Genomic DNA, 13,095 nt, shown 5'->3' with positions numbered 1-13,095 from the left:
TGCTCGTCGTGCCCGAGGGCGACACCGTCTGGCTGACCGCGCATCGGCTGCACAAGGCGCTGTCCGGGCGCGCGTTGACGACGTCGGACTTCCGCGTGCCCGCTCTCGCCACCGTCGACCTGCGGGGGCGCACCGTCTCCGACGTGATCTCGCGGGGTAAGCACATCCTGACGCGCCTCGACGGCCCTGGCGAGCAGCTCACACTGCACAGCCACCTGCGCATGGACGGCTCGTACTACCTCTCGGCGCGCGGCAAGCCCACACCGCGTCGTCACCCCGACCACATGATCCGCGTACTGCTCGGTAACGACGAGTGGTTGGCGACCGGGTACCGCATCCACGACCTGGCGCTGGTCGGCCGCGCCGACGAGGGGACCTTCGTCGATCACCTCGGCCCCGACCTGCTGGGACCGGACTGGGACACCGAGCGGGCGCTGGCGAACCTCCGGTCCGAGCCCGACCTCACCATCGGCGAGGCCCTGCTCGACCAGACCAAGCTCGCGGGTGTCGGCAACATGTACAAGGCCGAGGTGCTCTTCATGACCCGGGTCCACCCGTGGACCAGGGTCGACGACGTGGCCGACCTGCCGGCCGTGGTGGCCATGTCGCAGCGCGTCCTGCTCATGAACCGCGACCATCCCGAACAGTCGACCACCGGCTACACGCAGCGTGGCCGCGAACACTGGGTCTACGAACGGGGCGGTCAGCCCTGCCTGCGGTGCCGCACCACAATTCGGCGACGCGATCAGGGACTGCCGCCCCGGCACCGCGGCACGTACTGGTGTCCCACCTGCCAGCCTGCGCCGCCACGGGAGGGGCGCTCGGTCTGAGCGGCAGGCGAGTCGGCGGGTCGGGTGAGCGACAGGCGCGCGTCGGGTCTGAGCGGCAGGCGCGCGTCGGGTCTGAGCAGCCGCGCGTCGGCGGGTCGGGTCTGACCGGCAGGCGCGCGTCGGGTCTGAGCAGCCGCGCGTCGGCGGGTCGGGTCGGAGCGGCAGGCGCGCGTCGGGTCTGAGCAGCCGCGCGTCGGCGGGTCGGGTCTGAGCGGCAGGCGCGCGTCGGGTCTGAGCAGCCGCGCGTCGGCGGGTCGGGTCTGAGCAGCGGGCCCGCGTCGGTGGGTCGGGTCTGAGCAGCAGGCGCTCGTTGCCGGATCGGACGTGAGCGCCGTCGGTCAGCGGCGGCGGGCGGCGCGCAACTGCCGGACGATGCGCCGCTGCTCCGCCTCCTCCCAGGCGCGGAGCAGACGTATCTGAGCCCGGATCTGCTCGTCCAAGGTGGCGCGGGCACCGATCAGCACCTCACCGGCCTCGTCGACATTGCGTCGGGCTGCCTCACGCAGCTGATGCAGGGGCGCCGCGGCGGCGGTGAGTGCCTGACGGATGTCGGCCAGCCCCGCGGCGGTCTGTTCGAAGGCGGCGAGATCGGGGTCGGCGTCGCGTCGGGCGTCCTGCGCGGCCCGCCGGGCAGCCGCCTCGGCGTCCTCCGCCTCTGCAGCCGCGGCGGCCAGAGTCGCGAGCTGCTGCTCGCAGGCCCGCCGGACCTCGGCCTGGCTCACCAGCGCGCGACCGGCGGCCGACGCAGCGAGGCGGCGTTGCTCGTCCAACCGGACGATGGCCTCCCGAATACCAGCCCGGACCACCTCGGCCGAGGGGACGCTGCGACTGCGGCGGCCGAACACGGGTGGCGGTACCTCGGTGTCTGTAGGTCGGTGGACGACGACGGGCCAGCGGTGGGTCGGCGTCAGTGAGTCGGTGTCGCCGGTTTCGGTGGCGGACAGGACCGGCGCAGCACCGCCGGGAGGCGACGCGGAGACAGCTCAAGCAGACCGAGGGGCCGCCGGCGCCGTCATCCCCGCACCGGCAGCGCCGGAAACCCCAGCGTCGGAAACCCCAGCGTCGGAAACCCCAGCGTCGGAAACCCCAGCGTCGTGAGCGCCAGCGCTGCTGAGGGCACCGTCCGGGACGGCGGCGGCAGGGGCAGCCACCGGCAACCCGGCCACGAGCACCGCGACGTCCTCGGCGATCCGGTCGGGCGTCGCCGGGGTCAGCAGGAACGACGCCAGCCAACGCAGCACCGTCTCCGTACCGCCGCGACCGGCCTCGCCGAGAAGGTCGGCGACGCCGTCGCGGGCCAGCTGCCAGGCCGGCTGCGCCACGTCGATGCGGGCGAGCGAGGCGAGCGCGGCCGGCTCCACCGCGGCCAGGCCACGGACGACCTCGTTGCGCGAGATGTCGCGCGCCGCCCCGGCGAGGGCGTCGGCGAGTGGCTGGGCGCGGTGGGCGTCGATGAGCTGCTGCACCTGATCCAGGACCAGGGCGGCGAGAACGGCGTCGCGGGTGCGGAAGTGGTTGTAGAGCGTCGCCTTGGCGACACCGGCGAGCGTGGCGACCTGCGCCATCGCGATCTTCGTCCCGGTGGCAGCGACCGCCCGGCCGGCACCGAGCAGCAGCGCGGCGCGGGTGCGACTCATCGCGTTGCCGGCACGGGTACGGGTCCCGGTGACCCGGACCGGAGCCGCCGAGGCACCCAACCTGGCGGCCTCGTCCGGCCGCCCGTCCACGGGGGCCAGCTCGGCGGCGACGGTGGGCCGGAAGAGCGTGTCGAACAGCGGGCTTGCCGAGGTGGTCATGCGAGCCTCCAGGCCGGGCGGACGACGGCGCCGTGTGAGGCGGAAGCTACCCCCGGTGCGGTGCACACCGCCGGATCTCCTCCGGCCCGTCGGCGGATCTGGTGCTCATGTTACTGATGTGACGAAAGGTGTCGTCAGGCGGCGACGGTGGGGAGCCTGCGCACCCGGCTCGTCGTCACGGTTCCGCCCGGCACGACGGCCGTCGACGCGGCCGCGCCTGATCCGACGGCACCGGCCGCAGCATGCGACACCGCTGCGCTCGGCACGGTGGGCTCGCCGCTCCCCGATCCACCCACACCGGTGGGGACCGGCGCCGCGGCGATCCGCGCCGGGCCGGGAATGGCGGCGACACGATGGGCGTAGGCCAGCTTCTCCTGGCGGCGAAGCGTGTCGCTGACCTCGGTGAAGAGCTCGGAGAGCTCCACGTCCAAGGCGCCGCAGATCGCGGCGAGAAGCTCCGAGGAGGGCTCCTTTTGGCCTCGCTCGACCTCCGACAGATAACCGAGGCTGACGCGGGCCGTGGCGGAGACCTCGCGCAGGGTCCGCCGCTGGCGCATGCGCAGGCCGCGAAGCGTCTCCCCCACGACCTGCCGAAGCACGGGCAGCTGTGCGGTCATCGGACCCACTCCCTCGCTCGTCGATCTCCTCGTCCGTCACTCACCGTACCGGCGAGGGACCGCGGCGAGGCGATGCCCGGACGGGGTCCGCTGTGGGCGAACAGTCTGATGCCGGTGGCCACCATGCACGATCAACGAGCGGCGACGACCGAAGATTCCCGGCGCAGCCGCAGGGCGCGAGCCACATAGTCGAATCCCGTGGCGAGGGCGACCACGATGGCGGCGACCATCACCACCCACGCGATGCCGTGCAGCCAGCCCCACGGCGGCAGCACGAACAGCCCGATGGCGACGCCTTGGAGCAGGGTCTTGATCTTGCCGCCGCGACTGGCCGGGATGACGCCGTGGCGGATGACCCAGAAGCGCAGCAACGTGACGCCCAGCTCCCGGGCCAGGACCACCACCGTCACCCACCAGGGCAGATCACCGAGCAGCGACAGCCCGACGAGGGCAGCCCCCACCAGCGCCTTGTCGGCGATGGGATCGGCCAGCTTGCCGAACTCGGTGACGAGGTTGCGCTTGCGGGCGATGTCGCCGTCGACGGTGTCGGTGATGCACGCGAGGGCGAAGACTCCCCAGGCCACGACCCGCCAGAAGGTGTCGTGACCGTCGGAGGCGAAGAGCATGCCGACGAAGACCGGGACAAGCGCCAGCCGCAGCACCGTCAAGGCGTTGGCGATGTTCCACGCCGACACGTGGTCCGGGGGGTCGCCGATCGGATCCTGTTGCAGCGGCGGCAGCTGCGCCTCCGCCGCGGCGCGTGCCCGGGCGGCAGCGTCGGCGTACCGCTCAGCCCGCTCGGCGTAGCGCTCCGCGCGCTCGGCCCGCTTGGCCGCCCGCTCGGCCGTACGGTCGCTCGTCGGATCGACCATCGCCTCCCTCGCGTGGTCGAGAGCCGCGCGAGGATTGGTGGCGGTGTCGCCAGCGCTGCCGGTGGCGGAGCGCAGCGCGACCTCGTCCGCCGCGTCGTGAGGCGCGCCGACGGACGGATCGGGCGGGGTCACCAGGGCTTTCCGGAGATCTGGGCGATCAGGTCCGCACCCTCGGAGTCGATGACGAACGCCGGCACGATCATGCCGCGGGCGTACTCGCCGCCCTCGCCGACGAGTCGCACCGAACCGTCGACCTCCGGCCCCTGGTGGGCCGCCCGTCCGATGATCTCCAGCCCCTCGGGCGTCTCGTCCAGCTCCTCGACGAGCACCTCGACGCGGGTGCCGACACGGTCTTCGGCGCGCTGGCTGACGAGCTCGTCGGCCAGGCTCTGGATGCGCTCCTTGCGGGCGGCGATCTCGTCCGGGTCGATCTTGTCGGTGAAGTCGGCGGCCTCGGTCCCGTCCTCGTCGCTGTAGCCGAAGACACCGATGGCGTCCAGCCCCGCCTCGGAGAGGAACGCCTCGAGTTCGGCGACATCGTCCTCGGTCTCGCCGGGGAAGCCGACGATGAAGTTGCTGCGGGCGCCGAGGTCCGGGGCGAGCGCCCGCGCGCGCCGCAGCAGGTCCAGGAACGGCTCGGTCCCGCCGAAGCGCTTCATCCGTCGCAGCACGGTCGGGCTCGCGTGCTGGAAGGAGAGGTCGAAGTAGGGCGCGACGCCGGGCGTGGCGGCGATCCGCGACGTGAGATCGGGGCGCATCTCGGCCGGCTGCAGGTAGGAGACCCGGACTCGCTCCACACCGTCGATCGCGGCCAGGTCGGGCAGCAACGCCTCGAGCGCCCGCAGGTCGCCGAGGTCCTTGCCGTAGGACGTCGAGTTCTCGCTGACCAGGACGAGCTCTCGGACGCCGGTGGAGGCGAGCCACGCCGCCTCGCCCAGCACGTCGGCGGGTTTGCGCGAGACGAACGAGCCGCGGAAGGAGGGGATGGCGCAGAAGGTGCAACGCCGGTCGCAACCGGAGGCGAGCTTGAGATACGCGACGGGGTTGTCGTCCAGGCGGCTGCGGGCGATCGTCGGACCCCAGGCGTGGCCGGGGACGGCGACCTCCTCGACCGCCGGCTGCCGCTGGACGGGCGATACCGGCAGCAGCGTTCGCCTGTCGCGGGGCGTGTGCGCCGCGACCGGACGGCCCGCGGCGACGTCGTCGAGGCGGGCGGCGATGTCGGCGTAGCTGTCGAAGCCCAGCACCGCGTCGGCCTCGGTCAGCGCGTCGGCCAACTCCGTGCCGTACCGCTCGGCCAGGCACCCGACGGCGACGACCTTGCGTCCCTCGTCGGCTGCTGCCATGACGGTGTTGATCGAATCCTGTTTCGCCGACTCGATGAAGCCGCAGGTGTTGACCACGACCACGTCCGCGGTGTCGGGGTCGTCGCTCAGCGCCCAGCCGCCGGCGCCGAGGCGGCCGGCCAGTTCTTCGGAGTCGACCTCGTTGCGCGCACACCCGAGGGTGACGAGCGCGACACTGCGTTCGGCCGATGACACGAGTTGCAGGTTACTCGCGCCATGGCCGGGTCTGTTCCATTGCAACACTCGACGACCGTCACCGCGTTCTTCAGCCGTGAATGCGATGACGATGTCCGCGGCCGGGCGCGCCGGCCAGCCGTCGACGGCGGGGGGCCAAGCAGTGCATGGTGAGATATCAAGTGACACGCTCGCGCATTTCGCCCGGCAGCACGGCCTCGCGCTGCTGCGGTTCGCCTATCTGATTAGCGGTGACCGGCATCGGGCCGAAGACCTGCTGCAGGACGTTCTGCTGGCCATGTACCGCCGCTTCGGCGACCAGGTAACGGTCGCCGATCCGGCGGCGTATGCGCGGCGGGCCCTGGTCAATGCCAACGTGAGCTGGGCACGCCGAGCGGCGAGTGGTGAGATCGCCGTCGCGGAGTTTCGCGATGACATCCGTGGTGCCGCGTGCCGGGACCCCGGCTCCGGTCCTGCCGAGCGGGACGCGCTCTGGCAGGCGCTGCGGTGTCTGCCGGAACGGCAGCGGACCGTCTTGGTGATGCGCTTCTACCTGGATGCCAGCGACCACGACATCGCGCGCACCCTCGACTGCCGTCCCGGCACCGTCCGCAGCCTCGCGTCGCGCGGGCTCGCGGCGCTGCGCTCATCGACCCTATGCAACGGAGCGACCTCATGACAGCCGATCTGAGTATCGAGGACCAACTGCGCGCCATGCTGCGCGAGCGAGCTGCCGACATCGAGACAGTCCCGCAGGCCGTGCAGCCGGAGATTGCCGACGACGCCGACGGGGCGCTCCACCTCGGTGCGCCCACCGCGCGCTGGCGGCCGTCCGCCCACCGGGGCCGGGCTCTCGCCGCCGCGGCGGTGGTGGCGCTGGTTGCGGTGGGGGTCGCCGTCGCCCTCCCCGACCACGACCGCGGCCGTCCGGTCGGCCGCACCCCCGATGCAACGAACGCCACGCTGGCGCCGACCGCGACGGTCACCGAGTGCAGGGCGGACCTGCCTCACGGCTGGGAGGCGCTCTCCGAGGGGCTGGGCGGCGGCGACCAGATCAGCGATGTGCCGCTCGCCGTCCGCGGCGACGGGGCGGTTCTCGTCGCACGGGACACCGGCGGATCACGCTCGGTGGAGCTGCTGACCGGCAGCGCCACCGACACCGTGCTCCGACTGCCCCGTTCGTCGGACCTGCTCGCGGCCTTCGGGGGCTTCTGGGGAAGGAAGGCGATCATCGGACTGGTCCGCTCCCCCGCCGGCAGCAACGGTGCCGGCATGCCACTGATGCAGATCCGGGTCGTGGACCTCGCCACTTCCACCACCGTTCATACGATTAGCACCATGACCGACCGGGACTTCATCGACGGCGGTCGATCGAGCGACACCATGGCGGTCACGAACAGCAGCGTCTACTGGGACAGTCGGGTGCGGTACACCGCTCGCACCAATTCGGTGCTCTCCTACGATCTGAGGACGGGAGCGACCAGCACGCTGCGTTCGGGTGCGCGCGTTCGCCTGTTCCCGTCCGCCGGTGGCCTGGCCGCCGGCCCCGCCGACGGGTCCGGCCGCTTCGACATCCTGGTCCCGGCGGCGGACGTTCCCGCCGACGTCCGTGCCGTCACCGACGAGCGCAGTCGAGTCACCCTCAGCACCGATGGCACACGCTGGGCATGGTATTCCGCCGGCAACGGCCGCCTCGGCTGGTACGACGGCACTCGTCTGCGCTGGATCACCGGCAAGAACACCCCGACAGTCCAGGACGCACCCGGCAACGTCACCGTCGTTGGTCGGTACCTCATGTTCCGCAGCGGCCGTGACGGGGGCAGGTCGGTCGTCGTAGACGCGACGACGGGCGCGACCGCGACGCTGCCGAGCAGGATCGGGATCGTCGGCGGTGCGGGGACGCAGGTCGTGACCGGCATCGACACCGGCAAGGACAACGGTGTCGTCGGCCGGGTCGACACCGCCACGTTGCCGGTGCCGACGTGCTGAGTTACCGAGGTGCTGCGTTGCCGAGCCATCCCGCCGTAGCCGGATACAGGGTCACTACGATGGCCACGTGCCGATCGTCCGCCGTGCCCGCACCGCGGATGTGCCGCAAATCAAGGCCCTGGTGGACATCTATGCCGGCTCCGGGCGCAAGCTGCTGGCCAAGGAGCTCGGCACGCTCTACGAGGACGTGCAGGAGTTCCGGGTCGCCGAGATGGATGACCGCGTCGTCGGCTGCGGTGCACTGCACGTGCTGTGGTCCGATCTCGGCGAGGTCCGCACGCTCGCCGTCCACCCGGACTACGTGAAGCACCGCATCGGCACGGCCGTCCTGGGCGAGCTCATCGCGCAGGCCCGCGAGCTGGGGCTGGCGCGGCTGTTCGCGCTGACCTTCCACACGTCGTTCTTCGGCCGCGCCGGCTTCACCGAGATCGAGGGCACGCCGGTCGATCCGTCGGCCTACGAGGCGCTGCGCCGCTCCTACGACCCCGGCGTCGCCGAGTTCCTGGGCCTCGAGTACGCCAAGCCGAACACGCTCGGCAACACCCGGATGCTGCTGCATCTGCGGTGACGATCGCCGCCGCTCCGGGCGTGTCTCACGTGTCACAGCAGTAACTGTCGATAGCGTCCCTGTCACAAGGAGGTGAGGGTGATGGCCACTCTGGACCGGATCGATCCGCCGTTCACGGCGTGGAGTCCCACGGCTGCGGGTATCGCGACCGAGGACGAGGTGTACGTCGGCCGACACCGCAAGCCCGGCAGCGTGAAGCGGCTCTCCTTCACCGCGATGTTCCACACCGGTAAGCACCGCGCCCGCTGACCCACTCCCCCGCTCGACCCCCGGCCACCTGCCACGCAGGTGGCCGTTCTGCTGTCTCAGCTGTCCCTCGCCGTCCGCCGAGACGAGACGGGGCGGCCATCGGGTGGGCGACACGGCCATGCTGCGGCGGCAGTGGCGATGCGGCGACGGCCCGGCACAGCGACGGCTGCACCGGGCCACCACGTCGGCGCGGGGGACGCCGGAGGGAACGGCTACTCGGTACCGGTGCCGCGCATCGCGTCGGCCGCGTCGTGGTCGGCCAGACCCTCGTCCTCGTCGGGGGTCACCAGGTCGGCAGCACTGCCGCCGTTGCGCAGCGTGTACATGAGGCCGGCGAGCTCGTCGGGCGTCACCAGGACGTCGCGCGCCTTCGAGCCCTCGGAGGGTCCGACGATCTCGCGCGACTCCATGAGGTCCATCAGCCGGCCGGCCTTGGCGAATCCGACGCGCAGCTTGCGCTGCAGCATCGAGGTCGAGCCGAACTGGGTGGAGACGACGAGCTCGACGGCGGAGAGGAACAGATCCAGGTCGTCGCCGATCTCCTCGTCGATCTCCTTCTTGGCCGCCTGCGGCGCGGTGACGTCCTCGCGATAGGTCGGCTGCAGCTGCTCCTTGCAGTGGTCGACGATGGAGCTGATCTCGCTGTCGGTGACGAAGGCGCCCTGCATACGGGCCGGCTTGGAGGCACCCATCGGCAGGAAGAGCGCGTCGCCCTTGCCGAGCAGCTTCTCCGCCCCCGGCTGATCGAGGATGACGCGGGAGTCGGCGAGCGAGGAGGTCTTGAAGCCGAGCCGAGACGGCACGTTGGCCTTGATGAGGCCGGTGACGACATCCACGGACGGTCGCTGGGTCGCGATCACCAGGTGGATGCCGGCGGCGCGGGCGAGCTGCGTGATCCGCACGACCGAGTCCTCGACGTCGCGCGGGGCGACCATCATCAGGTCGGCGAGCTCGTCGACGATGACGAGCAGGTACGGGTAGGCCTGGTAGACGCGCTCCGAGCCGGGCGGGGCCTTGAGCTCGCCGTTGTGGACCTTGCGGTTGAAGTCGTCGATGTGGCGCACGCCCGAGGTCTCCATGTCCTCGTAGCGCATGTCCATCTCGCGGACCACCCACTGCAACGCGTCGGCGGCCTTCTTGGCGTTGGTGATCACCGGAGTCACCAGGTGCGGGATGCCCTGGTAGGCCGCGAACTCGACCCGCTTGGGGTCGATGAGCACCATGCGGACCTGGTCCGGGGTGGCCCGGGTGAGCACCGACAGGATGAGGGTGTTGATGCAGGACGACTTGCCGGCACCCGTGGCGCCCGCGACGAGCAGGTGCGGCATCTTGGTCAGGTTGGCGACGACGAAGCCGCCCTCGACGTCCTTGCCGAGCGCGACCAGCATCGGGTGGTTGTCCCGCTGGGCCACGTTGCTGCGCAGGACGTCACCGAGCATGACGACCTCGGGGTCGGTGTTCGGGATCTCGACGCCGACGGCGCTCTTGCCGGGAATCGGGCTCAGAATGCGCACTTCCGCGCTTTTCACGGCGTAGGCGATGTTGCGGGTCAGGTTGGTGATCCGCTCGACCTTGACGCCGGGGCCGAGCTCGACCTCGTACCGGGTGACCGTCGGGCCCCGGTTGAAGCCGGTGACGGCGGCGTCGACGTCGAACTCGCTGAAGACCTGCTGCAGCGAGGCGATGACCTCGTCGTTGGCCTTGGTGTGCTCTAGGTGCGGCGGGCCGGCGGCGAGGTCCTTGATGGACGGCAGCGTGTACATGCCCGCTCCGCCGGCGAGCTCCAACTGCACCGGACGGTCGATGGGCGGGAGCTCCGGTTCGGCAGGCTTGGCCACCGTGCGGGGCTTGCGCGGCTTGACGATCTTGGTCTCGGGTGCGATCTCACCGGGGTTGTCCAGCTCCGGGACACCGGGGATCTCGGAAGTCGTGGTGTCGGCGTCCGACTCCGGCGGCGGGGTACGGCGGCGACGCGAGGGACGTGCCGGGGCCGCGTCGACGCCGGCGGCGTCATCGACGTCGAGCTCCTCCTCCGACGGCTCACCGTCGGCCCCGGCTCGGAAGCCGAGCAGGGTGGCGGCGTAGTCGACGAGGACGCCGACCGGGGTGGCGGTCACGACGAGGATGCCGAAGGCCCCCAGCAGCGCCAGGATCGGCACGGCGATGATCGGGCCGAGCCCATTGCTGAGCGGGGTCCCGACCACGAAGCCGAGCAGCCCGCCGGCCTCCTCTCGGCCGGCGAGCTCGGCCGGGTTACCGGCCCAGACGTCGAAGAGGCCGACGACCGAGAGGGTGACGGCGACGCAGCCGACGACGACGCGGCCGCGGCCCTCCGGCACTGGCGCCTGGCGCAACAGATGAACCGCCGCACCGACGAGGACCAGCGGCAGCAGGATGGCGCCGTTGCCGATCAGTGCCCGCGTCGCGGTGTCCAGGGCGGCGCCGACCGGCCCGGCGGCGTTGAACCAGACCGCGACGGCCAGGATGGCTCCGAGCGCGAAGACGGCCAGCCCGACGCCGTCCCGGCGGTGCTCGACCGGCAGGTCACGCGCGGTGGCGGCGTTGCGTCCCGCTGCGCGGAACAGACCGCCGACCGCAACGGCTATCGCCCGCCAGATCGCGGCGAGCCCCCGGCCGAGAGCTGCCAGCGGGGACGACCCCGAGCCCCGGCCGCCGCCAGCCGTCGACCGGCGCGAGGTGGCACCGCGCGAGCCGGCTCCCGCTGTCTTCCGCGCGGCGCCCTTCCGTGCGGCGGCCTTGCGCGCCGGCGCCTTGCGAGCAGTGCCGCGCCCGGCGGCCGGCATGCGACTGGTGCTGTCGCCGGCGCCGCGGGACGAGCGGCGCGGGCGCGTCTCGGTAGAGCTGTCCACCCTCCTAACCTAACCGTCAGGTTGAGGGTTGCCCCGGAGGCTCGCGGCCGGGCGCGTCCGCTCAGGTGATGCGCAGCCCCGCAGCCGTGAGGTCCTCACGCAGGTGGCTGAGCTCGTGCTCGGTGGCGTCGGTCAGCGGCAACCGCACCGGGCCGACATCCATGCCCCGCAGCCGCAGCCCGGCCTTGACCAGGATGGTGCCAGCCGTGCGGAAGACACCGGTGTAGATCGGCAGCAGCTGCCGGTGCAGCCGTAGCGCCTCGGCGGTGTCGCCCCGCTCGAAGGCCGCAATGAGGTCGGCGGTCTCGTTGCCACAGAAGTGGGTGGAGGTCCCGATGACGCCCGCGGCACCGACGGCCAGCAGCGGCAGCGTCATGGCGTCCTCGCCGCTGTAGTAGACGAGGTCGGTCTCGGCCATGACCTTGGCGGCGGACACCGGGTCGTTCTTGGCGTCCTTGACCCCGACGATGTGCTCGTGACCGGCGAGCTCGAGCAGGGACTCGGTGAGGATCGGGATGCCGGAGCGGTGCGGGATGTCGTAGAGGAGCACCGGGAGGTCGGTCGCGTCGGCCACCGCCCGGAAGTGCGCGACGACCCCGGACTGCGGGGGCCGCGAGTAGTACGGCGTCACGCAGAGCAGGCCGTGCGCGCCGGCTTTGGCGGCGGCCTGCGCCAGATGGATCGAGTGGACGGTGTCGAAGGTGCCGACGCCGGCCACGACGTGGGCGCGATCGCCGACGGCCTCGACGACGGCGGCGAGCAGGTCGGCCTTCTCCACGTCGGTCGTCGTGGGCGCCTCACCGCCGGTGCCGCTGATGACCAGGCCGTCGTTGCCGCCCTCGTCGACCAGGTGGCGTGCCAGCTGCTGCGCCTTGTCGAGGTCCAGCGCTCCCGAGACGTCGAAGGGGGTGACCATGGCCGTGAGGACACGACCGAAGGGGCGCTGGGCGTCGAGTGGCACGGCTGAGAGTTTACCGGCGAGACGATCGGTGTTTCAGCCCTCGCTGACCATCGGGCTCGAGGCGACCTCGGTGCCGTCCGGCAGCGCGGTGATCTCGAAGTCGGCGAAGGCGTTGCCGGCGATGCGCTGCAGCTCCCGCAGGCAGGCGATGGCGAGGGCGCGGATCTCGACGTCGGCGTGCTCGGAGGCGCGCATCGCGACGAAGTGGCGCCACGCGCGGTAGTTGCCGGTGACGACGATGCGGGTCTCGGTGGCGTTGGGCAGCAGCGCCCGCGCCGCCTGCCGGGCCTGCTTGCGCCGCAGCGTGGCGTGCTCGACGTCGGCGAACTTCTTCTCCAGCCCCTCGAGGAGCTCGGTGTAGGCCGCGACGGCGGCCTCGGACGCCGCGACGAACTTCTCGTGCAGCTCCGGGTCGTCGGCGATGACGTCCGGCTCCACCATGGCGGCGTCCTTCTCCGGGACGTAACGCTGGGAGAGCTGCGAGTAGCTGAAGTGCCGGTGACGGATCAGCTCGTGGGTCAGCGAGCGGGAGATACCGGAGAGGTAGAAGCTCACCGACCCGTGCTCGAGCACCGACAGGTGTCCGACCTCGAGGATGTGCTGCAGGTAGCCGGCGTTGGTCGCGGTGGCGGGGTTGGGCTTCTTCCACGACTGGTAGCAGGCCCGGCCAGCGAACTCGGCGAGCGCCTGACCGCCGTCGGCGTCGGTCTCCCACGGGACGTCGGCCGGCGGCTCGAAGTGCGTCCAGGCGATGGCTTGGACCTTGAGCGGGACGATGTCGGGCACGGCGGACTCCGGGATCGACGGACGGGGAGCGGGTGCG

At 71.8% G+C, this 13,095-nt stretch carries 12 protein-coding genes and 1 pseudogene; 5 read left to right on the top strand and 8 right to left on the bottom strand.

Translation table 11 applies throughout. The features are described 5' to 3' along the window. Positions 1 to 8: 8 nt before the first annotated feature. The gene (locus AC0NZQ_RS20470) at positions 9 to 830 is read left to right on the top strand and encodes a DNA-formamidopyrimidine glycosylase family protein (protein ID WP_474531929.1); all 822 of its coding nucleotides are present in this window, start codon (positions 9 to 11) and stop codon (positions 828 to 830) included. Between the two features lie 338 nt (positions 831 to 1,168). Here the strand turns inward: AC0NZQ_RS20470 and AC0NZQ_RS20465 are convergent, their stop codons facing one another. The 5 genes and pseudogenes from AC0NZQ_RS20465 to rimO form a co-directional block, all read right to left on the bottom strand. After that, positions 1,169 to 1,675, bottom strand: coding sequence for a hypothetical protein (locus tag AC0NZQ_RS20465; RefSeq protein ID WP_474531928.1), 507 nt, complete (start codon positions 1,673 to 1,675; stop codon positions 1,169 to 1,171). A gap of 138 nt (positions 1,676 to 1,813) precedes the next feature. Then, on the bottom strand, positions 1,814 to 2,626 hold the full coding sequence (locus tag AC0NZQ_RS20460; RefSeq protein ID WP_474531927.1) for a TetR/AcrR family transcriptional regulator: 813 nt from the start codon (positions 2,624 to 2,626) through the stop codon (positions 1,814 to 1,816). 233 nt (positions 2,627 to 2,859) lie between these two features. Further along, positions 2,860 to 3,231: pseudogene (locus tag AC0NZQ_RS20455) on the bottom strand (helix-turn-helix domain-containing protein); the annotation flags it as partial. Positions 3,232 to 3,374: 143 nt separating this feature from the next. Next, positions 3,375 to 3,983, bottom strand: coding sequence for a CDP-diacylglycerol--glycerol-3-phosphate 3-phosphatidyltransferase (pgsA, locus tag AC0NZQ_RS20450; RefSeq protein WP_474532045.1), 609 nt, complete (start codon positions 3,981 to 3,983; stop codon positions 3,375 to 3,377). A gap of 260 nt (positions 3,984 to 4,243) precedes the next feature. Further along, positions 4,244 to 5,656 (bottom strand): 30S ribosomal protein S12 methylthiotransferase RimO, encoded by a 1,413-nt coding sequence (rimO, locus tag AC0NZQ_RS20445; protein WP_474531926.1) that lies wholly within the window; start codon positions 5,654 to 5,656, stop codon positions 4,244 to 4,246. 85 nt (positions 5,657 to 5,741) lie between these two features. On the opposite strand from rimO, the gene AC0NZQ_RS20440 reads away from it, so the two are divergent. From AC0NZQ_RS20440 to AC0NZQ_RS20425, 4 genes are all read left to right on the top strand, one after another. Continuing rightward, positions 5,742 to 6,314: a SigE family RNA polymerase sigma factor gene (locus tag AC0NZQ_RS20440; RefSeq protein WP_474531925.1), complete on the top strand. Its 573-nt coding sequence runs from the start codon at positions 5,742 to 5,744 to the stop codon at positions 6,312 to 6,314. Further along, the gene (locus tag AC0NZQ_RS20435) at positions 6,311 to 7,624 is read left to right on the top strand and encodes a hypothetical protein (protein ID WP_474531924.1); all 1,314 of its coding nucleotides are present in this window, start codon (positions 6,311 to 6,313) and stop codon (positions 7,622 to 7,624) included. The genes AC0NZQ_RS20440 and AC0NZQ_RS20435 overlap by 4 nt, the downstream gene beginning before the upstream one ends. A 67-nt stretch (positions 7,625 to 7,691) precedes the next feature. Next, complete coding sequence (locus AC0NZQ_RS20430; protein ID WP_474531923.1) at positions 7,692 to 8,192, top strand: amino-acid N-acetyltransferase; 501 nt, start codon at positions 7,692 to 7,694, stop codon at positions 8,190 to 8,192. An 81-nt stretch (positions 8,193 to 8,273) separates the two neighbouring features. Beyond that, positions 8,274 to 8,441, top strand: coding sequence for a hypothetical protein (locus AC0NZQ_RS20425; protein WP_474531922.1), 168 nt, complete (start codon positions 8,274 to 8,276; stop codon positions 8,439 to 8,441). A gap of 212 nt (positions 8,442 to 8,653) precedes the next feature. Here AC0NZQ_RS20425 and AC0NZQ_RS20420 read toward each other — a convergent pair whose 3' ends face one another. The 3 genes from AC0NZQ_RS20420 to thyX form a co-directional block, all read right to left on the bottom strand. Then, positions 8,654 to 11,245 (bottom strand): FtsK/SpoIIIE family DNA translocase, encoded by a 2,592-nt coding sequence (locus AC0NZQ_RS20420; protein WP_474532044.1) that lies wholly within the window; start codon positions 11,243 to 11,245, stop codon positions 8,654 to 8,656. Between the two features lie 127 nt (positions 11,246 to 11,372). Continuing rightward, on the bottom strand, positions 11,373 to 12,272 hold the full coding sequence (gene dapA, locus AC0NZQ_RS20415; RefSeq protein ID WP_474531921.1) for a 4-hydroxy-tetrahydrodipicolinate synthase: 900 nt from the start codon (positions 12,270 to 12,272) through the stop codon (positions 11,373 to 11,375). A 33-nt stretch (positions 12,273 to 12,305) separates the two neighbouring features. Next, positions 12,306 to 13,058, bottom strand: a complete 753-nt coding sequence (gene thyX / locus AC0NZQ_RS20410; RefSeq protein ID WP_474531920.1) for an FAD-dependent thymidylate synthase — start codon at positions 13,056 to 13,058, stop codon at positions 12,306 to 12,308. Between the last annotated feature and the right edge of the window lie 37 nt (positions 13,059 to 13,095).

The sequence above is a fragment of the Jatrophihabitans sp. sgz311053 genome (genome assembly GCF_056135305.1).
Note: the sequence above shows the minus strand (reverse complement) of the source record. Positions and strands in the feature narration are given on the sequence as shown.